The following is a 22417-nucleotide window of genomic DNA, read 5'->3' as shown; positions in this document are numbered from 1 at the left end:
TCAACAAATACTTGCACCTCAGTAAATTCTTTGGATAATCCCCGCTTTGATTAATCAATGTGCAGGCAAAATCAATGAGTGAAGTAACCACTAACGAATACAACGAAGACGGAAAGCTGATCCGCAAAATCCGCAGCTTTGTGCGCCGTGAAGGGCGTTTGACTAAAGGTCAAGAGAGCGCGATGAATGAATGCTGGCCAACGATGGGTATTGACTTCAAAGCTGAACTTCTCGATTGGAAAGAAGTGTTTGGTAACGACAACCCCGTTGTACTAGAGATCGGTTTTGGTATGGGTGCTTCATTGGTTGAAATGGCAAAGAATGCACCAGAGAAGAACTTCATTGGTATCGAAGTACACAGCCCAGGTGTTGGTGCTTGTCTTGCGGATGCGCGTGAGGCGGGAGTTACTAACCTGCGTGTGATGTGCCATGACGCAGTGGAAGTGTTTGAGCATATGATTCCAAACGGCAGCCTATCGACACTGCAGTTGTTCTTCCCAGACCCTTGGCACAAGAAACGTCACCACAAGCGTCGCATCGTTCAATTAGGTTTTGCTGAAATGGTTCGTGAGAAGCTGATCCCTAATGAAGGTATTTTCCACATGGCGACAGACTGGGAAAACTACGCAGAGCACATGATTGAAGTTATGAACCAAGCGCCAGGTTTCGAAAACATTGCTAAAGATGGTGATTTCGTTCCTCGTCCAGACGACCGTCCTTTAACGAAGTTTGAAGCTCGTGGTCACCGTCTTGGTCACGGTGTGTGGGATATCAAATATAAGCGTATCGCGTAACTAGAGGAGTTCATGGGATGTACCATTACGCGATATTAGCGAATCCGGGTCATAACCGAATTTACTTTGATAGCGCAATGACCATTGCCTGTTCAGAGCTAAAAGCAATTTTAGCTTCACAAGGCGTGGATGTGACAGAAATTGGTAGTAAAGAGGTTGGCTTACCTGCAGCGTTGGTGTTTTCTTGTCAGGAAGCTCTAAGCGATGAGCAGACGCGAAGAATCGCAGCCTCTTCGATTTACTATGCACTATTTGAAGTGCGCGAAGATGGTTTACTTCGACCAATTCAAGCGCCAGCGTTCAATACTTTCCCGGAAAGCATGAGTCAGATTCTGCGTTATACCGGGAAAACAAACGAGCAGTTTACTCGCTTGATGGTGAATATCGGCATTAGTGCGTCCAATACGGGAAGTAAACAACTGACCTTAATGGATCCAATGTGTGGTAAAGGTACAACCTTGTTTGAAGGCTTGATCCATGGTTTGAACGTGGTGGGGGTAGAGATCAATGCCAAGTGGGTGCAAGAGATCCAGACCTTTATCGTTAAGTTCATGAAGAATGGCCGCTTTAAGCACAAAGTGAGCAAAGAAAAGCGCACTGCGGGTGGCAAGAAAGTGGCGGATGGTTTCGTGGTTGAAGCTGCAGCAAATAAAGAAGATTACAACCAAGGCAATCTTCAGTTTATGAAGCTGTATTCGGCTGATACACGTATCGCTGATCAAGTCGTGAAAAAGAACTCAGTTGATGTGATGGTGTCTGATCTGCCTTATGGTGTGCAGCACGGCAGCAAAAATGCCAAGGACAGCAAACTGAACCGCAGCCCACTAGAGCTTTTAAAAGAGGCTCTGCCTGCATGGAAAGTGGTACTGAAAAAACAAGGTTCAGTGGTGTTGTCTTTCAATGAATTTACGTTGAAATGGAAAGACGTCGCGGCATTATTTGAAGAGCAAGGTTGGAAGGTACTTTCAGAAGAGCCTTACATCGGTTATCTTCACCGTGTTGATCAATCTATCAACCGCAATATTATTGTGGCAGTAAAACCATAATCGACTTGAGTCGAACGAACCCTATGGAAAAGCCAACGACACGTTGGCTTTTTTTACCTCTGAGCTCAACGAGTTCTCTTGTAAATAGAAGGTAGAGAATGAAACCGACAGTGGAAATTTTGACAGATATTTTGGCGGAAGTGCGCCCTTTAATCGGCCAAGGCAAAGTGGCTGATTACATTCCTGCTCTGGCAAAAGTACCCAGCAACAAGTTAGGTATTGCGGTATACACCAACGAAGGTGAGGTTATTAAGGCGGGCGATGCCGATGAACCTTTCTCTATCCAATCTATTTCAAAAGCATTGAGCTTGACGTTGGCGATGTGCTTGTACAAGCAAGAAGAAATTTGGTCTCGAGTGGGAAAAGAGCCTTCGGGGCAGGCATTTAATTCGCTAATCCAGCTAGAAATGGAGCAAGGTATTCCTCGCAACCCTTTTATTAATGCTGGAGCGATAGTTGTGGCGGATCTGTTGCAAACTCGCTTATCTGCACCTCGTCAGCGCCTATTGGAATTTGTACGTCAGCTTTCTGGTGATACTCATATTGTGTATGACAAAGTCGTCGCGGCATCCGAAATGATGCATGGTGATCGTAATGCGGCGATTGCATATCTCATGCGTTCGTTTGGCAACTTCGAAAATGAAGTGATTCCAGTACTACAAAACTACTTCCACGCTTGTGCGCTGAAGATGAGTTGCGTCGATTTGGCTAAAACGTTTAGCTATTTAGCAAACAAGGGCACATCGGTACAAACGGGTAAGCCTGTAGTTTCTCCTGTGCAAACCAAACAACTTAATGCACTGTTAGCAACGTGTGGCCTGTATGATGGCGCGGGCGAGTTTGCTTATCGCGTTGGTATGCCTGGTAAGTCTGGTGTCGGTGGTGGCATTATCGCGGTAGTACCTGGCGAAATGACCATCTCAGTATGGTCTCCAGAGCTTGATCCTTCAGGTAATTCGCTTGCGGGTACTAAGGCGCTTGAACTGCTCTCAGAGCGAATTGGCCGTTCGATTTTCTAATGTTGAATGTTCTATATAAAAAGCCTCTCAATTGAGAGGCTTTTTTGTTTTTGGGCTGCGTTACTCTTCGCTTTCTTCGGCCATAAAGGCTTCGAGCAAGTCATTAAGGAAGAGCTTCCCTTTTTCAGTAATTTGCCAATGAGTGGCGGTTTCACTCAAGTAGCCCATTTCTAACGCCCAATCAATAGTTTCTTGAATCGTACTGAGCGGCAAGCCTGTGGTGTCCACGTAATCTTGCTTCGGGCATGCTTCCATTAAGCGGAATCGGTTCATAAAGAACTCGAATGGACGGTCTTCATCCGCGACGATATGTTCTGTATGCAGATAAGGTTTGACCATATTTTGATAAGCCGCTAAATAGCCACGCGGGTGTTTTACCTTTGTCGTTCGAATAATACGCCCGTCGGTAAAACTGAGTTTGCCATGAGAGCCACAACCAATACCAAGGTAATCGCCAAAGCGCCAGTAGTTGAGGTTGTGCTGACACTGATAGCCCGGCTTGCTGTAACCCGAAATTTCATATTGCACATAACCCGCGGCTGCAAGTTTTTGGTGTCCGAGCTCGAAAATATCCCACAAATCATCATCATCAGGTAGCGTTGGTGGCTTGTAGTAAAACATGGTGTTTGGCTCGATAGTGAGCTGATACCAAGAAAGATGCGGCGGTGCCAACTCAATCGCTTTGTCCAAATCTGCCAAGGCTTGTTCGATGCTTTGATCTGGTAAGCCGTGCATGAGATCGAGGTTAAAGCTGTTCAAACCGATTTGGTGCGCCAGCTTAGCAGCATTGACGGCTTCGTCTTGGCCGTGAATGCGCCCCAAACGCTCAAGCTTCTGTTGCTCAAAGCTTTGCACGCCGATAGAGATACGCGTTACACCAGCTTTGCGGTAGCCAACAAAACGCTCTGCTTCGATGGTGCCTGGGTTCGCTTCCATGGTGATCTCAATTTCTGGCTTAAACGGAATACGCGCTTCAATGCCCTTAAGTAGACGCTCGATGCCTTCTGCCGAAATCAAACTCGGCGTACCACCACCAATGAAGATTGAATGCAGTGGACGTGGCGCTTCGTTAAGGCGGTATTTCTCAATGTCAGTATCCAAATCTTCTAGAAGGGCACTGATGTACTCTTCTTCTGGAATCTCGGTTTTGAGCGCGTGAGAGTTAAAGTCGCAATACGGGCACTTTTGTACACACCAAGGGATGTGTACATACAAGCTGAGTGCTGGGGGCGTTAACATGGTCTAATTCGCTCGTGATTACTGAGACACTTGCTCAGACAGTTGAGCAAACAACGACTTGAGCGCTTTACCGCGGTGAGACAGTTGTTTTTTACGTGCAGGTTCAAGTTCGGCTGACGCACAGTTGTTTTCAGGAACAAAGAAGATTGGGTCGTAGCCAAAGCCATTTTCACCGTGCGCTTCAGTTAGAATGCGGCCTTCCCATTTTCCGTGGCAGACGATAGGCGTTGGGTCGTTCTCGTGGCGCATGAGGACTAATACGCAGTGGAAACGTGCTGTACGTTCTGCTTCTGGTACGCCTTCCATTGCCGATAGCAATTTTTCTAGATTCTCTTGATCAGATGCGTTCTCGCCTGCGTAACGTGCAGAGTAAATGCCCGGAGCGCCTTTTAAGAAATCGACTTCTAAGCCAGAGTCGTCAGCAATCGCAGGAAGCCCTGTTTCTTGTGCGGCATGGCGAGCTTTAATGATTGCGTTTTCAATGAACGTTGTACCCGTTTCTGCTACTTCCGATACATTGAATTCACTTTGCGCTAATACTTCAAAACCGAAGTCAGACAATAAATCTGCCATTTCACGAACTTTGCCTTGGTTACCGGTTGCTAGCACAATTTTTTTCATGGGAATCTCTTTTAATAGTGATAGAGGAGAACAAATCGTTCTCCTCTAGATATTCTTTAACTAATAAGTGGTTTTTAGCCTGCTTAGATCCAAAAGCTTTTGGATCATCACAACCCAATTACTCTTCAACATAAAACTTCTGGGTGAATTTAAGCTTACCAGAGCCTTTGTTTCCAGCTTTTACGTCAATATCGAAAGTAAAAGTTTCTTCGTGGGTAATTGGCAGTTCGGCTAAATAGTATATCGCATTGCCTTCTTTGACTTCACGAAAGGACAAGGTCTGAGTTTGGCCGATGAGGTTTTTCGCGCGTCCAGCAATTTTTGCTTCTAATGCAGGTTTACCCAATGAAGCTCTATCTAGCACGCTAATATTAACCACAGCGAGGTATCCATTACGCTTGATATCGTAGCTACGTGCGACTTTCGGTGTTAAGAATGTCGAGTTAAACGCGACATAGTGTACTTCGATATCTTTCATATTTTTAAACTGATCGGCGAAGCTTGGTAACGACAATAGGCTGATCAGTAATGCGGTAATCCATTTGCTCATTGTTACTTCCTCAAAGCACTTGTTATAAAACAACCATAGCCGCAATTTTACCTTGGTCACGGGGTAAAAATGCGAACTCAGTCATTGGTACTAGTAAGTGTGGTACAAAATTGTAAATAAAAAGCCATCATAAGATGGCTTTAATTTCTGTCGGTATCTGGGTAGGTGATTCTATCCGAATTTGTTTGTGCCGTCCTAATTCACCTTTTTCTATGTGAACCAAACCCTTAGCGATTTTAAACTGCTTGGCTAAGAACTTAGTTAGGTGCGCATTAGCTTTGCCATCGACAGGTGGAGCAGTAATGGCGATTTTGAGCTCTTCACCATGCAAGCCAACAATTTTATCGCGGCTTGCTTTAGGTTGAATATAGAGCTTTAGGATGATGTCCTCGCCATCTTGCCAAACTGCGGCTGACATTATAACTGGAACCAAATTGGACCAATGATATCACCCATCAAGAAGTTCGCGAACTGCAAGCCGATAAACAGCACCAGTACGCTCAAATCAAGACCACCAATAGCCGGAATAATACGACGGATTGGTGCGCACATTGGCTCGGTTAATTGATGGAATACGTACTCGATAGGGCTGCGACCTTGGCTTACCCAGCTCAAAATTGCACGGATCAATAGTACCCAGAACAGCAGACCTCCAGCGGCTTTAATTAATGATAACAAGCCCAAGAACAAGAAATCAGCGCTGAAAGAGACGGAACCGTTCGAAGCTATCAGGATCAGAACGACAAATTTAAGCACACACAACACGTAGGCAAACAACACTGTTGCTAGGTCAATATTCCCCACGGAAGGGATAATGCGGCGCAGTGGACCAATGACCGGCTGAGTCGCTTTTACTATGAATTGCGAGAATGGGTTGTAGAAGTCTGCGCGTGCAGCTTGCAACCAAATTCGCAAAATTACGACCATGATGTACAGGTCAAATAGGGTTGAGATGAGAAAACTCATTGAATTCATAAGGTACCCTTAACAAGTGATGGATGATACTAAACGGAGTTCATCCAAATAATTAAAACAGTTTTTCCATTTCTTCCGCGCGAGCCACAGCAGCTTGCATGGCTTTAGCAACAATATCTGAAAGTTGATGTTCGTTGAATGTACGCAGTGCTTCTGCCGTTGTCCCACCTTTCGATGTCACGTTCTCACGCAGGGTCGATAGCTCAGTTTCTGGGTTGCTAACCACCATACTGGCCGCGCCCAATGCAGCTTGCTGAACCAATAGTCGAGCGGTGTCTTTATCAAAGCCTTGAGCAATCGCTTCTGCTTGCATTGCCTCCATAAACAGGAAGAAGTATGCCGGAGCACTGCCTGCTGCGGCAATCACATTATTGATACCAGACTCTTGCTCAACCCAACATACTTTACCGACCGCTTCCATCAACTCTGCGGCAAAAGCTTTGTCTTGCTCAGTTACATGGGCTGGTGCGAATAAACCACTCATGCCCAACCCAAGTTGTGATGGCGTATTTGGCATAACACGAACCAAGTTCAATTTGGTGGCTAGCATATCATCCAATCGTGAACAGTTGATGCCAGCGGCAATAGAAATCACCAGTTTATTAGTGAAATCGATCGATTGCAGTGGTTTACAAACATCAGCCATCATTTGCGGTTTCACAGACAATACCACCACATCCGCTTCGGTCGCAGCTTGGATGTTATCGCTGGTGGTACGGATGCCAAAATCTTGTTCTAGCGGAAGACGGCGAGCCTCTGAAGGAGCTGTCGCGGTAATGTTTTGCGCTGGGTATCCGTTAGCAACCAAGCCAGAAACAATGGCTCTCACCATGTTGCCAGCACCAATGAAGGCGATTTTTTTATGTTCCATTTGTCTGATTTCCATCATGATATTTAGAGTTTGTTGTGCGCTCAGGTGTATAATGGCGCCGCTGTTACTTACTGCTCCTATTGGCGAGTAAGATGATTGCGCGATTTACTCTTTAATTTAACGACGAATTTATGTCGCGAGTGAGCGTTTTGTTAATTTAGCTGTAGTCTCGTGCGCCGAAAATAGCGGTTCCAATACGAACCATTGTACTACCAGCTTCGATTGCAGCGGTCATATCACCACTCATTCCCATTGATAATGTATCGATTTCTGGGAACTGAGCTTCGAGTGTTTGCTTCAATGTGGCCAACTTCTGAAACTCATGAAGTTGTGATTCGTAGTCAGACACGTTGGCAGGAATCGACATCAACCCTCTTAAAGTGAGGTTGGGTAGGCGAGAAATCAACTCCGCCAGCTCGAATACTTCCGCTTCGGTGACACCAGACTTAGATGCTTCACCACTGGTGTTAACCTGAATCAGAACTTGTAGCGGTTTAAGTTCACTGGGACGCTGATCATTCAGGCGTTGAGCAATCTTGGTTCGATCGATGGTGTGAACCCAATCGAAATGTTCAGCAACAAGTCGCGATTTATTCGACTGAATCGGGCCAATGAAGTGCCATTCGATTCGATTATCTGGATAATGCTCGGCAAAGTGCTGAACTTTACTGACGCCCTCTTGGACGTAGTTTTCACCAAAGGCGGTTTGTCCCGCTTGGTAGGCTTCGAGAATTGCCTCGACAGGTTTAGTTTTGCTTACCGCTAGAAGTTGCACTGACTCTGGAGTTCGACCACATTTTTGCTCGTCATATCGAATTTGAGAGGTGATATGTTCAATATTTTGTTGAATACTACTCATAGCTGTACTTTAGACTTAAGGATTTTAAATGGATATCACTGAGTTACTGGATTTTAGTGTAAAACATAATGCCTCGGATCTACATCTTTCTGCAGGTGTCCCACCAATGGTTCGTATTGATGGGGATGTGAGAAAACTAGGCATTCCAGCGTTTACACACCAAGAAGTGCATCGTTTGGTTTTCGAAATCATGAACGATGCCCAACGCAGTGAGTTCGAAGAAAAACTCGAAGTCGACTTCTCTTTTGAGTTGCATAACGTTGGTCGTTTCCGTGTCAACGCTTTCAACCAATCTCGTGGCTGTGCGGCAGTATTCCGTACCATTCCAAGTAGCATTCCAACTTTGGAAGAGCTGGAAGCTCCCGAGATCTTCAAAAAAATTGCGAACGCTGAAAAAGGCTTAGTTCTGGTTACTGGCCCAACAGGTTCTGGTAAATCGACGACCTTAGCAGCCATTGTTGACTACATTAATCGTAATCACAACAAGCACGTACTCACAATTGAAGATCCGATTGAATTTGTTCACAACAACAATAAATGTTTGATCAACCAGCGTGAAGTACACCGTGATACGCATAGTTTCCAAAACGCACTGCGCAGCGCATTGCGTGAAGACCCGGATGTCATTCTGGTTGGTGAGATGCGTGACAAAGAAACCATCAGTCTAGCGCTGACAGCGGCTGAAACCGGTCACCTTGTTTTCGGGACGTTGCACACTAGCTCAGCGGCAAAAACCATTGACCGTATTATCGATGTGTTCCCTGGCAGCGATAAAGACATGGTGCGCTCGATGCTTTCTGAATCCCTTCGTTCGGTTATCGCACAAAAATTATTGAAACGTAATGGTGGTGGCCGTATTGCATGCCATGAAATCATGATGGCAACGCCTGCGATTCGTAACTTGATCCGCGAAGACAAAGTCGCGCAGATGTATTCGATCATTCAAACTGGTGCGGCTCACGGCATGCAAACAATGGAGCAAAATGCTCGTCAGTTAATGGCGCAAGGCATGGTTGCTCGTGAAGAGGTCGATAGTAAGATCGGGTTAGAAGTGCAGCAATTCTCGTAATACGTAGGTGAACACGGAAGATGGATCTAAATAAATTTCTTGAAGGTATGCTGGCGCTGAAAGCGTCGGATCTTTACATCACGGTTGGTGCGCCAATTTTGTTTCGCGTGGATGGCGAATTGCGACCACAAGGTGAAAAACTCACCGAGAGTGATGTAGCGGCATTACTCGACAGTGCTATGGAGCCAGATCGGCGTCAGGAATTTCGTAAAAGTCGTGAGTCGAATTTTGCCATTGTGAGAGATTGTGGCCGCTTCCGTGTTAGTGCCTTTTTTCAACGGGAATTACCGGGTGCGGTGATTCGTCGTATTGAAACCAATATTCCCACCTTTGAGCAATTAAAGTTACCGTTAGTGTTGCAAGATTTAGCGATAGCCAAGCGTGGTTTGGTGCTGGTGGTTGGTGCTACTGGATCGGGTAAATCCACCACAATGGCGGCAATGACGGGCTATCGAAACAGCAACAAGACGGGGCACATTTTGACGGTCGAAGATCCGATCGAATTCGTGCATGAGCATAAGCGCTGTATCGTGACTCAACGCGAAGTTGGGTTAGATACGGAAAGCTATGAAGTTGCGCTTAAAAACTCGCTGCGTCAAGCGCCAGATATGATTTTGATTGGCGAGATCCGTAGCCGTGAAACAATGGAATACGCGATGACCTTCGCCGAAACGGGCCATTTGTGTATGGCAACGTTGCACGCCAACAATGCCAACCAAGCTTTAGAGCGCATTCTTCACTTGGTACCGAAAGATCAAAAAGAACAATTCTTGTTCGACTTGTCGATGAACCTAAAAGGCGTGGTTGGTCAGCAGCTGATCCGAGATAAAAATGGGCAGGGGCGTCATGGTGTGTTTGAGATCTTGCTAAATAGCCCACGTGTGTCGGATTTGATCCGTCGCGGAGATTTGCATGAGTTGAAGTCAACCATGGCTCGCTCAAATGAGTTTGGTATGCTGACGTTCGATCAATCTCTTTATAAGTTGGTGATGCAAGGTAAGATCAGCGAAGAGGATGCGCTGCACAGTGCCGATTCGGCGAATGATTTGCGCTTGATGTTGAAAACACAGCGTGGCGAAGCATTCTCTACGGGCAGTCTTGCTAACGTTAAGATCGATATGGATTAAGCGTGTTTAGACGAAAAAAGGTTGGCACTTGCCAACCTTTTCTTGTTTTGAGTATTGTGTTTTATTCACCCCAGAGGGCTTCAAACCAGCTTTCTAGAATCACCACCGCTGACTGGCAGTCCACATTCCCTTTCGATAGGGCTTTGTAGCCGCCCATGCTGAACAACTCCGCACGAGCTTCTGCTGTAGATAAACGCTCATCATGCAGTTCAACAGGTAAGCCGTATCGGCCTTGCAGACGCTTAGCAAATTTTCGTGCACGAGGGGTTATGGTCTCAAGGTCTTTGCCATGAAGATCAGTTGGTAAACCGACCACTAGCAAATCTGGCTGCCACTCTTTGATTTGCTTTTCGATATCGTCCCAATTTGGAATACCGTCATTGGCTTTAAAGGCTTTTAATGGGGAAGCCGTACCAGTAATTTCTTGGCCAATAGCGCTACCAATGCTTTTGGTCCCAAAGTCAAAAGCCATAATTGTGCGTGACATAAGGTGTCTCTATCTAATGTAACTGTATATTCGGACTAAGCATGTCCAGAGTCTGCTGAAAGATGACTGGGGTCGATGCCCAGCTTTTCGACCGCTTTCTTCCAACGCTCGTTGATTGGTGTATTAAAGATAATTTCAGGCGTCGCTTCAATGGTGAGCCAAGAGTTTTCGACCAGTTCACTTTCTAATTGGCCTGCACTCCAACCTGAATAGCCAAGTGCCACTAAGTAATCACTTGGTTCTGCTTCTGTTCCTAACACCGAAAGAATATCACGTGAAGTGGTTACTGCGAGGTCATCAGTCATTTGGACGCTGGACTCGTAGTAATCTTTAGGTTTATGCAGAATAAAACCACGATCTTCAGAGATTGGGCCGCCATTGTAGACTGGTCTATCTAAACTGGCTTCAAATAGACGCGGGTGTACTGGCTGAACTTCCACCTGCTTGAGCATGTTGCCGACGGTGATATCAACAGGAGCATTGATCATCAATCCCATAGCGCCGTCTTCGTTGTGCTCACAAACGTAGATCACGCTGTTTTGAAAGTACGGATCTTTCATCCCAGGCATGGCAACCAAAAAGTGATTTGTGAGATTCATACTCATATTGACCCTTAACTCTCGTAAATGCCCTTAAGCAAACATCATACAGTTTACCATCTAGGTATGTGCATGAGTTTGCTTAAGTTAATGTACTACGCTCTCTATTAACTGTAATACAGTTTGAGTTATTCGCCTTTTACTCGACGCTCAATCGCATCCATCAGTTTGCCAGTGATTGAGATGTCAAAAGCCGCTTCAATTTCGCGAATACAGGTTGGGCTGGTGACGTTGATTTCCGTTAGCTTATCGCCAATTACGTCAAGGCCAACAAAGATAAGGCCTTTTTCTTTCAGTGTAGGAGCCACAGTTTGAGCAATCTTAATATCGGTCTCGCTTAGTGGTCGAGCCTCACCTGTGCCACCAGCTGCAAGGTTACCGCGCGTTTCACCTTTTGCAGGAATACGAGCTAGACAGTAAGGCATTGGTTCACCATCTACGACTAAGATACGTTTGTCACCGTTGCTGATATCTGGCACGAAGGTTTGCGCCATTGCGTAGTTTTGACCGTGGTTGGTCAGTGTCTCGATGATTACAGAGACGTTAGGGTCGTTTTCTTTTACACGGAAGATAGATGCGCCGCCCATACCATCAAGCGGTTTTAGGATGACATCACCATGTTTTTCACGAAACTCTTTAATTTTCTCTGCTTTTCGCGTCACGATTGTCGTTGGTGTCAGCTCTGGGAACCACGCTGTAAACAGCTTTTCGTTACAATCACGTAGACTTTGAGGTTTGTTAACGATCAGTGCACCTTGTTCTTCTGCACGCTCAAGGATGTAAGTCGCGTAGATGTATTCTGTGTCAAACGGAGGATCTTTACGCATTAGTACAGCGTCTAGCTCAGACAGTTCGAGCGTTTGCTCTGATTTGAACTCGTACCAACCGTTTGGATCTTCTTTTAGTTCCACCACTTTAGTATCTGCAATAGCAACGCCTTGATCGAGATGCAGAGCATTCATTTCCATATAGTGGATTTCATAGCCGCGTCGTTGCGCTTCAAGCATCATGGCAAAGCTAGAGTCTTTTTTGATGTTAATGGACGAAATTGGGTCCATCACAATGCCGAGTTTGATCATTATTTTTCTCCGTTTAACCAAGATCGCCGAAACGAACTTGTAAGGCTGTAATTGCTGTCAGAGCCGCTGTTTCGGTGCGCAGAACGCGAGGGCCGAGTAGCGTTTCTTCAAATTGATATTCTCGAGTCATCTCGATCTCTTCAGACGATAAACCGCCTTCAGGGCCGATCAGTAGGCGCACTTTCTCAACAGGTGTTGGCAGTGTGTTGATTGAGTAGTTAGCACGAGGATGAAGATTGAGCTTTAAGCCATCGTACTCTTCTTTACACCACTCTTCCAAGCTCATAATTGGACGAATTTCTGGAACGACATTGCGTCCACACTGCTCACAGGCACTGATGGCGATTTTTTGCCATTGCGCGAGTTTTTTCTCAAAGCGCTTTTGGTCAAGCTTGACGCCACAACGTTCGGAAATCAGAGGTGTGATGGTATTGACGCCAAGTTCCACTGACTTTTGGATAGTGAACTCCATCTTATCGCCACGTGAAATAACTTGACCAAGGTGCAGGTCTAAAGGGGATTCAATACTGTTTTCTACACGCTCAGTAATGTTAACCAAAACCGTCTTTTTGCTGACTTCACTGATAACCGCTGGGAATTCTGCGCCGCTGCCGTCAAATAGGAGAACGTCTTGGCCTTCTTTCATGCGCAGAACACGGCCGATATGGCCTGCTGCGTCGTCACTTAAAGCAAGTGAGCCAAGTTGATGAATGGTTTCTGGATGATAAATTCGAGGGATACGCATGAGATTTCCAGCAAGAGAATAAACTTAAACCCTAACATGGATGCTTTCCACCGAAAAAACAAGGGGCAAGAAGCGTTTCAATATCAGTTATTGAAACGCTTCAAGGTAGAGGAGCACTAGAGTGCGCGACAGGCTTTTTGAACAAATGGGTTATGATTGCCTTGTACTTTGGCAATGCGCTCGTCACGCTCACATTCCCATTTATCGACTGGGTAGGTTTTGTTCCAAGCACTCATCAACTGCGTTTGTTGTTTTGATAATTTAAAGCCGTACTCTTTGCTCATGTATAGGTAGGTACGAGCAATCGAACCTCGAGCACGGTCTGGTGGCATGACTTTACGCTGCTTAAAGTTCACTTGCATCTCACAGCGACCATAACTCACGCCATCGATACCGTTCCATTGGCTAAAGTTGTAGTTCGAACGGTCACCGTTTACTTCACCAATGGCAGGGGTTAGGTTGTGCAGGTCTGCTTCCATCAAGCGAAAGGTTTTGTCTTTTTTCTTGCAGTTTTTACGTCCACCATCTTGCCAGCATTGACGCTGGTGGCCAAACTGCCACGCAGGTACCACATGCTCCCATTCGATTCGTGCGGCCCGCTTTTCCTGTTTACGGACTTGGTAACCGCAAGAGGCTAAATCTGGGGAGCCTTTTTTGCCTTGCCATTGAATGTTGCAGCCACAGTAAAAGCTCGTTGGATGGTCTTGATAAATTTTTACCGCCTCACGTTTGGCAGCAGAGAATGAACTTGGTGGCGCGGCAACCGCAGTGCTAGAAAGCGCGATAAGTAACAAAGAGAATAGGTATTTCATGATTAAAGTCTTTATAAAGTATGACTTTATTCATGATAACACGCATAAAATAGCTTTAGTGATGAGTAAGTTAACAATAAATAGCGAAGGGAAGGTTTTGATAAACTCGATCTTTATTTTGGGAACGCAAGTAACACTATGAGATATAGATTACGATAACTGAATGCCCGTGAAGTTAAGTGGTTGGCGGCATTTCTGACAAGAGTACGTCGCCTCTTTGCGCAGCACTTTATTATGACGGCGAATTGATAGAGGGTAGATCATACAACCACAACGATACTCAAAGGTTTTACCTTGAACGGATTTTACTTCAAAGCTGTGAGTGGTTTTGGCGGGCACTTTAAAGACGGCTTCCATGACACCTTGCCATTCTTTGCCGTGAGGCCTAACTCGTCCGTAAACCTGATAAGTAATCAGGTGTGCTACCTCATGAGGAATGACTTCATCTAAGAATGCTTGGGTGTTTTCGCGAAATAAAACGGGGTTTAGGCGAACTTGATTTAATTGAAGGTAGGCTTTTCCTGCCGCTTTCCCGCGGACGTTGAAGGTGATTGTTGGAATAGGGAAAGAACGTTTGAAAGCTTGCTCTGCCATCGCGATGCAGTCCGCCATCACTTGCTTGGCTTTATAGCTTAGTTCTATATCCACAATTCACCTCGATAAATCAAATAAAAAAGCCCCCGCATTTGCGAGGGCCAGATCATAGCATCAGTTAATTACGGAGTGTGTTTTTTCTTGATGGTGGCATGGTAAGCATGCCATGTACCGTAGCCTAGAATTGGCATGGTAAACAACATTCCGATCCCGTACGTTGCAAAGCCGATAAGAATACCGCCGCAGATGATCGCCGCCCAAACAATCATCGCTGGAATGTTGGATTTCACCGCATTAAAGCTGGTAAATACAGCGGTCATCATATCCACTCGACGCTCCATCATGAGCGGAATAGAAAAGGCTGAAATGCTAAACACCACACAAGCCAAAACAAAGCCAACTAAAGATCCTATGACAAGGAAGGGTAGGAACTCACTTAAAGATGCCCCTTGAACAGAAGGGTAAAGCGCATGAAGTAGAGCGGCAATGCGCATCCAAAATATCATACACACTGCGAGTAACACGGCGAATGCCCATTGAGATGTTGAGTTACGACCGATCGCTTTCATTGAATGGAACAAGCTTGCTTTGTGTCCGCGCTCTCTCTCCCAACTGGCATCATACAAGCCGAGCGCGAGAAACGGACCGATTAACATATAAACAATCAAACTGGGCATGACGACCAAGTGTGTGCCTTGCCATTGTACGAGCAAAACAATACCTATCGCAGCCGCCATAAAACAGATGCCATAGAAAGCACTGATGAGGGGCATTCGCACGAAATCATGCAGACCTAATGCGAGCCAATGAAAAGGTGCAGAAAGATTGACCGTATTGCACGGTATGGTTCTGGCGTATTCGTTATCTGGCACTTCCTTTCGCTTGTTGTGGAAGTCCGATGGATTAACAGTTCGAGGCATAACTCCTCCTTGATTTATTCCCACATTATCCGCTTATACCAACTGACAGCGGTTTTTGTTCAGTCAAACTTGAAGCGACTTTTTCAAGCTTACTTCTGAGCATTGGCTTAGTTTGGTATCGGCCATAAAGATGCCTGACTCGTGTCTTTCGTAAGTGTTGCTGCCATAGTCGCCAGCATCCGACGTCTCTATTTAAATTGGAATTAACAATATTTTAACTATTGGCGGAGATGGGATAATTTACAAATAATTGCTGAAAATTTATTCGGTATAAAAGTTGGGGAGAAACAGGACTGCTTCATGGGGCTGGGCGGTATGAGCTAAAATGGCTGGATAAACGTTGCTGAAAATAAAAAGCCCCCGCCAGAGGCGAGGGCTTGATTAATTCTTGCTTGGCTTGATTATTTGATGCCAGCGAAATCACGTAGAAGTGCAGCTTTGTCTGTCGCTTCCCACGGGAATTCTTCACGACCGAAGTGACCGTAAGCCGCTGTCTTCTTGTAGATAGGTTGAAGAAGGTTAAGCATTTCTTGTAGACCGTATGGACGTAGGTCGAAGAATTGACGAACCGCTTCAATGATGATGTCGTGAGATACTTTCTCAGTACCGAACGTTTCCACCATGATAGACGTTGGATCAGCAACACCGATAGCGTAAGAAAGTTGGATCTCACAACGGTCAGCCATGCCAGCCGCTACGATGTTTTTCGCTACGTAGCGTGCTGCGTATGCTGCACTACGGTCAACTTTTGATGGATCTTTACCAGAAAACGCACCGCCACCGTGACGAGCTGCGCCGCCGTAGGTATCTACGATGATCTTACGACCAGTTAGACCACAGTCACCCATAGGACCACCGATTACGAAGCGACCGGTTGGGTTAATGAAGAAGTTTGTTTCTTTGTTGATCCACTCAGAAGGTAGCACTGGCTTAATGATCTCTTCCATTACCGCTTCACGCAGGTCTGAAGTTGAGATTGAGTCACAGTGTTGAGTTGAAAGAACAACCGCGTCGATACCAACGATGTTACCTTGATCGTATTGGAACGTTACCTGAGATTTTGCATCAGGACGCAACCAAGGTAGTGTGCCGTTTTTACGAACTTCTGCTTGCTTTTGAACAAGACGGTGAGAGTAAGTAATTGGCGCTGGCATTAGTACTTCAGTTTCGTTACAAGCGTAACCAAACATAATGCCTTGGTCGCCTGCACCTTGTTCTTTAGGGTCAGCTTTATCAACACCTTGGTTGATATCTGGCGACTGTTTACCGATTGTGTTTAGTACCGCACAAGAATCTGCGTCAAAGCCCATATCTGAATGTACGTAGCCGATTTCACGAACGGTTTCACGAGTTAACTCTTCGATGTCTACCCATGCTGAAGTCGTGATTTCACCACCCACCATTACCATACCGGTTTTAACGTAAGTCTCACATGCAACACGAGCCTTTGGATCTTGCTCTAGAATCGCGTCAAGAACCGCATCAGAAATCTGGTCTGCAATTTTATCTGGATGACCTTCTGATACTGACTCAGAAGTAAACAGGTGCTTAGCCATGTTAGCTCCACTATATCTGGTTTAAAACTGGGGAATGATAAACTCTCCAGCGCAAATTAATACTAATTTTTGTAGGTGTATCTACATCTAGACGTCTATTCTAAATTTGATTGCTCGAATTACAAGCTCTTTTTTGGTTTTTGTTATAACCAAACGTTTGCCTGATTTATTGATAATTTTAAGAACTTCGAACGATTTGGCGCGAAAGGTGCAATATTTGTGAGGTTTTGGACTGGAAAACGTTTGCACACCCAACAGGGCTTTGAGAGAATTATGACCTACTTTTCGTTTCGCTTAATGTACTCAGGAGCAGACATGTCGTCTCGTAAACATCTTGCCAATGCAATTCGTGCTCTAAGCATGGATGGTGTTCAACAAGCTAACTCAGGCCACCCAGGCGCACCAATGGGTATGGCTGATATCGCTGAAGTTCTTTGGCGCTCTCACCTAAACCACAACCCATCAAACCCAGAGTGGGCCGACCGCGACCGCTTCGTGCTATCAAACGGTCACGGCTCAATGCTTATTTACTCTCTACTGCACTTAAGCGGTTATGAGCTATCTATTGATGATCTGAAAAACTTCCGTCAATTGCACTCAAAAACCCCAGGTCACCCAGAGTACGGCTACGCGCCTGGTATCGAGACAACAACGGGTCCTCTTGGCCAAGGCATCACTAATGCTGTTGGTATGGCTATCGCAGAGAAAGCACTAGCGGCACAGTTCAACAAAGAAGGTCACGACATCGTTGACCACTTTACGTATGTGTTCATGGGTGACGGCTGTCTAATGGAAGGCATCTCGCACGAAGCATGTTCTCTTGCTGGGACATTAGGTCTAGGCAAACTGATCGCGTTTTGGGATGACAACGGTATCTCTATCGACGGTCACGTTGAAGGTTGGTTCTCTGACGATACACCTAAGCGTTTCGAAGCTTACGGCTGGCACGTAATCCCAGCGGTAGACGGTCACGATCCTGAAGCAATCAACGCAGCGATTGAAGCGGCTAAAGCGGATCCTCGTCCGACTCTAATCTGTACTAAAACAATTATCGGTTTCGGTTCTCCTAACAAGTCTGGTTCGCACGACTGTCACGGTGCGCCATTAGGTCACGATGAGATTCAAGCGGCTCGCGAATACCTAGGTTGGGAGTACGGTCCATTTGAAATCCCTGCAGATGTTTACGCTGAGTGGGACGCAAAAGAAGCAGGTGCAGCGAAAGAAGCGGCTTGGAATGAAAAGTTTGAAGCATACGCAGCAGCTTACCCTGCAGAAGCAGCAGAGCTTAAACGTCGTCTAAACGGCGAACTTCCAGCGGAATGGGAAGAAAAAGCGAACCAAATCATTGCTGATCTTCAAGCAAACCCAGCGAACATTGCATCACGTAAAGCATCGCAAAATGCACTAGAAGCGTTTGGTCAAATGCTTCCTGAGTTTATGGGTGGTTCTGCTGACCTAGCGCCTTCTAACCTGACCATGTGGTCTGGTTCTAAGTCTCTAGAAACGGATGACTTCTCTGGCAACTACATCCACTACGGTGTACGTGAATTCGGTATGACCGCTATCATCAACGGTATCGCATTGCACGGTGGTTTCGTTCCTTACGGCGCAACATTCCTAATGTTCATGGAATACGCTCGTAACGCAATGCGTATGGCTGCGCTGATGAAAATTCAGAACATCCAAGTGTACACGCACGATTCGATTGGTCTTGGCGAAGATGGCCCAACTCACCAACCTGTTGAGCAAATGGCATCTCTACGCGTAACGCCAAACATGAGCACATGGCGTCCGTGTGACCAGGTTGAGTCTGCCGTAGCATGGAAACTAGCGATTGAACGTAAAGATGCACCAACAGCACTTATCTTCTCTCGTCAAAACTTAGCGCAACAAGATCGTACAGCTGAGCAAGTAGCGAACATCGCGAAAGGTGCTTACATCCTGAAAGATTGCGAAGGCAAGCCAGAGCTTATCCTTATCGCAACAGGCTCTGAAGTTGAGCTAGCAGTAGAAGCTGCGACTCAACTAACAGCAGAAGGTAAGAAAGTACGCGTGGTTTCAATGCCATCAACAGATGCATTCGACAAACAAGACGCCGCTTACCGTGAAGCAGTATTGCCATCAGACGTAACAGCTCGTATCGCTATCGAAGCAGGTATTGCAGACTTCTGGTACAAGTACGTTGGTTTCGACGGTCGCATCATCGGTATGACGACATTTGGTGAATCTGCACCTGCTGGTCAACTATTCGAGATGTTTGGCTTCACGACTGAAAACGTGGTGAACACAGCAAAAGAATTGCTAGCGTAACTGCTAGATTGTCTCAATAGTCTGAACGTAAAGGACGACTGTTAGATACTAAAGTTGGAAAGGCCATCATTGCGATGGCCTTTTTGTTTTTTGTCAGTTTTTCCAACCTTGTGGAATGCTTTGGTGAATACAGTCTAAAAGTACGGATAAGCGCAGTGGTGGTCTTCCTGCAGGCGTATAGCAGTTAATGGAGATGGGCTCTGAAAGCCAACCTTCTAAGCAAGGTGTGATTCGACCCGGATGATGTTTCTCGTAGCCGCTTGCTGTCCAAGTTGGCAGCAGTCCAATACCATGACCATTCGCGATGCTGTCGATCTGCATTGCGATGTTGTCGCTGTACAAGCGACTCACAAATGGCTCTAAAAAGAACTCACCGTGTTGAGGGTGTGAGAGCATCAATCCATTTTCTTGTACCGAGCCAAAATCGATCCACGGATGCGCTTCAAGCTCTTTGGGGTGCAGGATCGAACCGTGTTGTTCAAGATAAGCTGGAGAGGCAAAGGGCGTGTAACGAAATGAGCCTAATACCTCTTTGCGCCAATCGAGATCTTTACGCTCACCGAGCCAGATGAACAAATCTGGGTCATGGTGCGCTTCAGAAAAGTCACTGGTAAGTTGAACCCTAACGTCAGGATTATCGGCAAGAAAACCGTTGAGCACACCACCTAGCCAACTTCTAACTAATGCTGTGTGACAAACAATATGTAGCGGCCCTGAAACTTGGTTTGTTAAACCTTGAAGCGCGTCATAACTCTCTTCACTTAGCTCAAGAATCTGGCGACTGTAGTGGGCAAAAATTTCTCCCGCTCTTGTCAGAACTAATCGGTTACCTTGTCTTGCGGTTAGAGCCTGACCGAAATCTTCTTCTAATTGTGCTAAGCGACGACTCAGCGTTGATTTAGGCTGGTTGAGGGCCTTGGCAGCGGCGGTCAAACTCTTATGCTGATTGAGCGCATCAAAGGCTCGAATTGATGCTAAGTCGTGCATATTTCATTAACTCCTTACTGCGTTATGCACGGGTTCCATAAATGGGAAGAACCGTTCCATAACTCTCACTATGCATCTCATTCTATTTGTGAATAATTCACTTTCGAAAATAATAATCATTATCAATTATGGAGATGTAGATGTCTACTCTTAGACTGCCAGTTATTACTGCAACTGGTATTTTAGCCTTCGTCAGTGTCCCTCATGTGTTTGCCAATGATGCGGTTTCTAAAATGGAAACAGTGGTTGTAACTGCATCAAGTTATGAGCAATCTCAAGCGGACGCGCCTGCAAGTATTAGTGTGATTTCGCGTGAGGAGTTGGACTCTCGTTATTACCGTGATGTGACTGATGCACTAAAAAGTGTGCCTGGTGTCGTCGTGACAGGTGGTGGTGACACTACCGACATCAGTATCCGTGGTATGGGCTCCAAATACACTTTGATACTGGTCGATGGTAAACGTCAAAGCACACGTGAAACTCGCCCAAATAGTGACGGCCCTGGTATCGAACAAGGTTGGTTGCCTCCTCTTCAAGCGATTGAGCGAATTGAAGTTATCCGTGGTCCAATGTCGACGCTTTATGGCTCTGATGCGATTGGTGGTGTAATTAACGTGATCACGCGAAAAGACGCGATGGAGTGGACAGGTAATGTTCAGCTAGGCACGGTTCTGCAAGAAAACAGTCGCTCGGGCGGAGAGCAGAGCGCGAATTTCTTCGTCAATGGGCCGCTAGCCGAAAATCTATCTCTCCAAGTATACGGTCAGTATACCGCAAGAGAAGAAGACGATATTGAATACGGTTATGAAGATAAAGATATGCAAAGTATCTCTTCAAAACTGACCTACCAGATTAATGACCGCCATTCTGTGCAGCTAGAAGGTGGCACATCGGCACAAAGTCGTCGCGGTAACGTTGGCCTTTCCGTACCAACGACGGGTTGCCGAAGAGGTTGTGAGGATTCACTCAACGAATATCGTCGTAATTATGTAACGCTAAGTCACAATGGCGACTGGGACTCGGTTGGCATCTCAGATACTTACTTACAACATGAAGAGAGCGAGAACAAATCTCGCGAGATGACGATCACCAACACCACGTTCAAATCGAGCTTGGTGACTGGTATTGGAAACCATACGTTGACGACTGGTGTGGACGCCACTCATGCAGAGCTTGAGGATTTTACTTCCAATAAAGCATCATCGAAGACCGAAACATCGAATACGCAGTGGGCTGTTTTCATTGAAGATGAATGGAGAATCGCCGATCCGTTTAGCGTTACGCTTGGTGGTCGTCTAGATCATGACGAAAACTATGGCGCGCACTTTAGTCCGCGTGTCTATGGTGTATGGCGAGTTGACCCGTCTTGGACTGTGAAAGGTGGCGTGGCAACAGGTTTCCGTTCTCCGCAATTACGTGAAATTACTCCTGGTTGGGCGCAAGTCAGTGGCGGCGGTAATATCTACGGTAACCCAGACCTTGACCCTGAAACGTCGCTAAACAAAGAAATCAGTGTCTTGTATCAAGGTGACTCTGGTTTAGATGTCTCTTTGACTGCGTTCCATAATGAGTTCAAAGACAAGATCACACGTGTTGTTTGTCCAGATACCATCTGTACAGATGGACCAAACCAATGGGGGGCAGATCCAACGTACCGCATTAACGTGGACGAAGCGGTCACACAAGGTATTGAAGCGACCTTAGCATCGCCATTAACGGAAACCATTTACCTCAGCTCGAGCTACACATTTACCGACTCAGAGCAAAAAACAGGTGAATACAAAGGCATGCCGCTGCAGCAGTTACCAAAGCATTTGTTTAATGTGGATGTAACTTGGCAAACAACAACAGATCTAGAAAGCTGGGCTAAAGTCACTTACCGAGGTAAAGAAATGGATCCGGTTACTGGCCCATCAAGAAACAGTATCGTAGAGCCTGCTTATACCTTTGTGGACGCTGGTGTGACATACCAGTTAACCGATAATACTCGTATTAAAGGCGCGATCTATAACTTGCTGGATGAGGAAATCAGTTACGAAGAATACGGATATGTCGAAGATGGTCGTCGCTACTGGTTAGGTTTAGACGTCGCATTTTAATTATTGTTGTAATAAGGCCGAGCATTGTCTCGGCCTTTTTTAATCCTGCTTTACTATGA

General features: G+C 45.9%; 23 protein-coding genes. 7 read left to right on the top strand and 16 right to left on the bottom strand.

Annotated features, from left to right (window positions below; all coding sequences use genetic code 11):
- The first annotated feature begins 74 nt into the window (after positions 1-74).
- The 3 genes from trmB to glsB all read left to right on the top strand — a co-directional run bounded on the left by trmB (position 75) and on the right by glsB (position 2859).
- Entirely contained in the window at positions 75-794 is a 720-nt protein-coding gene (trmB, locus tag FKN08_RS21155) for a tRNA (guanosine(46)-N7)-methyltransferase TrmB (protein WP_006743099.1), read from the top strand.
- A 17-nt stretch (positions 795-811) separates the two neighbouring features.
- A complete protein-coding gene (locus tag FKN08_RS21150; RefSeq protein ID WP_047008836.1) occupies positions 812-1840 on the top strand; it encodes a DNA methylase in 1029 nt (342 codons plus the stop codon).
- A 98-nt stretch (positions 1841-1938) separates the two neighbouring features.
- The gene (gene glsB / locus FKN08_RS21145) at positions 1939-2859 is read left to right on the top strand and encodes a glutaminase B (RefSeq protein WP_005381007.1); all 921 of its coding nucleotides are present in this window, start codon (positions 1939-1941) and stop codon (positions 2857-2859) included.
- Positions 2860-2919: 60 nt separating this feature from the next.
- Here glsB and hemW read toward each other — a convergent pair whose 3' ends face one another.
- From hemW to FKN08_RS21110, 7 genes are all read right to left on the bottom strand, one after another.
- Positions 2920-4098 carry a radical SAM family heme chaperone HemW gene (gene hemW / locus FKN08_RS21140; RefSeq protein ID WP_047008835.1) on the bottom strand — a complete coding sequence of 393 codons (1179 nt, stop codon included), beginning with the start codon at positions 4096-4098 and terminating at the stop codon, positions 2920-2922.
- Positions 4099-4116: 18 nt separating this feature from the next.
- Positions 4117-4719, bottom strand: a complete 603-nt coding sequence (locus FKN08_RS21135) for an XTP/dITP diphosphatase (RefSeq protein ID WP_046875112.1) — start codon at positions 4717-4719, stop codon at positions 4117-4119.
- 118 nt (positions 4720-4837) lie between these two features.
- Positions 4838-5269 (bottom strand): DUF4426 domain-containing protein, encoded by a 432-nt coding sequence (locus FKN08_RS21130; RefSeq protein ID WP_005393982.1) that lies wholly within the window; start codon positions 5267-5269, stop codon positions 4838-4840.
- Positions 5270-5396: 127 nt separating this feature from the next.
- Positions 5397-5687: a DUF167 family protein YggU gene (gene yggU / locus FKN08_RS21125; protein WP_005393980.1), complete on the bottom strand. Its 291-nt coding sequence runs from the start codon at positions 5685-5687 to the stop codon at positions 5397-5399.
- Positions 5687-6244, bottom strand: coding sequence for a YggT family protein (locus FKN08_RS21120; protein WP_012841393.1), 558 nt, complete (start codon positions 6242-6244; stop codon positions 5687-5689). Before FKN08_RS21120 ends, yggU begins: the two co-directional genes overlap by 1 nt.
- 52 nt (positions 6245-6296) lie before the next feature.
- On the bottom strand, positions 6297-7115 hold the full coding sequence (gene proC / locus FKN08_RS21115) for a pyrroline-5-carboxylate reductase (RefSeq protein WP_145532485.1): 819 nt from the start codon (positions 7113-7115) through the stop codon (positions 6297-6299).
- A 157-nt stretch (positions 7116-7272) separates the two neighbouring features.
- The gene (locus FKN08_RS21110) at positions 7273-7974 is read right to left on the bottom strand and encodes a YggS family pyridoxal phosphate-dependent enzyme (RefSeq protein WP_054575409.1); all 702 of its coding nucleotides are present in this window, start codon (positions 7972-7974) and stop codon (positions 7273-7275) included.
- A gap of 28 nt (positions 7975-8002) precedes the next feature.
- Here FKN08_RS21110 and FKN08_RS21105 point away from each other — a divergent pair, with 28 nt between their 5' ends.
- Together FKN08_RS21105 and FKN08_RS21100 are read left to right on the top strand one after the other, a co-directional pair.
- Positions 8003-9043 (top strand): type IV pilus twitching motility protein PilT, encoded by a 1041-nt coding sequence (locus tag FKN08_RS21105; RefSeq protein WP_005381015.1) that lies wholly within the window; start codon positions 8003-8005, stop codon positions 9041-9043.
- A gap of 20 nt (positions 9044-9063) precedes the next feature.
- On the top strand, positions 9064-10170 hold the full coding sequence (locus FKN08_RS21100; RefSeq protein WP_006743091.1) for a PilT/PilU family type 4a pilus ATPase: 1107 nt from the start codon (positions 9064-9066) through the stop codon (positions 10168-10170).
- A gap of 61 nt (positions 10171-10231) precedes the next feature.
- Here the strand turns inward: FKN08_RS21100 and ruvX are convergent, their stop codons facing one another.
- The 8 genes from ruvX to metK form a co-directional block, all read right to left on the bottom strand.
- A complete protein-coding gene (ruvX, locus tag FKN08_RS21095; protein ID WP_005381017.1) occupies positions 10232-10657 on the bottom strand; it encodes a Holliday junction resolvase RuvX in 426 nt (141 codons plus the stop codon).
- Positions 10658-10692: 35 nt separating this feature from the next.
- Entirely contained in the window at positions 10693-11256 is a 564-nt protein-coding gene (locus FKN08_RS21090) for a YqgE/AlgH family protein (RefSeq protein WP_005381020.1), read from the bottom strand.
- Between the two features lie 128 nt (positions 11257-11384).
- Positions 11385-12335 carry a glutathione synthase gene (gene gshB, locus FKN08_RS21085; RefSeq protein ID WP_170892841.1) on the bottom strand — a complete coding sequence of 317 codons (951 nt, stop codon included), beginning with the start codon at positions 12333-12335 and terminating at the stop codon, positions 11385-11387.
- Between the two features lie 13 nt (positions 12336-12348).
- A complete protein-coding gene (gene rsmE / locus FKN08_RS21080) occupies positions 12349-13080 on the bottom strand; it encodes a 16S rRNA (uracil(1498)-N(3))-methyltransferase (protein ID WP_005393970.1) in 732 nt (243 codons plus the stop codon).
- A gap of 116 nt (positions 13081-13196) precedes the next feature.
- Entirely contained in the window at positions 13197-13892 is a 696-nt protein-coding gene (gene endA / locus FKN08_RS21075) for a deoxyribonuclease I (RefSeq protein WP_047008832.1), read from the bottom strand.
- Between the two features lie 150 nt (positions 13893-14042).
- Positions 14043-14540, bottom strand: coding sequence for a SprT family zinc-dependent metalloprotease (locus FKN08_RS21070; protein ID WP_170892840.1), 498 nt, complete (start codon positions 14538-14540; stop codon positions 14043-14045).
- Between the two features lie 68 nt (positions 14541-14608).
- Complete coding sequence (locus FKN08_RS21065) at positions 14609-15406, bottom strand: DUF2189 domain-containing protein (RefSeq protein WP_005393959.1); 798 nt, start codon at positions 15404-15406, stop codon at positions 14609-14611.
- Positions 15407-15807: 401 nt separating this feature from the next.
- Positions 15808-16962 (bottom strand): methionine adenosyltransferase, encoded by a 1155-nt coding sequence (gene metK / locus FKN08_RS21060; protein WP_005381027.1) that lies wholly within the window; start codon positions 16960-16962, stop codon positions 15808-15810.
- 315 nt (positions 16963-17277) lie between these two features.
- On the opposite strand from metK, the gene tkt reads away from it, so the two are divergent.
- Entirely contained in the window at positions 17278-19272 is a 1995-nt protein-coding gene (gene tkt / locus FKN08_RS21055) for a transketolase (protein WP_005393956.1), read from the top strand.
- A 93-nt stretch (positions 19273-19365) separates the two neighbouring features.
- Here the strand turns inward: tkt and FKN08_RS21050 are convergent, their stop codons facing one another.
- On the bottom strand, positions 19366-20259 hold the full coding sequence (locus tag FKN08_RS21050) for a LysR family transcriptional regulator (protein ID WP_170892839.1): 894 nt from the start codon (positions 20257-20259) through the stop codon (positions 19366-19368).
- A 140-nt stretch (positions 20260-20399) separates the two neighbouring features.
- On the opposite strand from FKN08_RS21050, the gene FKN08_RS21045 reads away from it, so the two are divergent.
- Positions 20400-22358 (top strand): ligand-gated channel protein, encoded by a 1959-nt coding sequence (locus tag FKN08_RS21045; protein WP_170892838.1) that lies wholly within the window; start codon positions 20400-20402, stop codon positions 22356-22358.
- The last annotated feature ends 59 nt before the right edge of the window (positions 22359-22417 follow it).

Origin of the sequence: Vibrio sp. 1-2 (7-a) (assembly GCF_013048515.1) — a bacterium.
GTDB classification, from domain to species: domain Bacteria; phylum Pseudomonadota; class Gammaproteobacteria; order Enterobacterales; family Vibrionaceae; genus Vibrio; species Vibrio diabolicus.
This window is presented reverse-complemented; position numbering and strand designations above follow the sequence as displayed.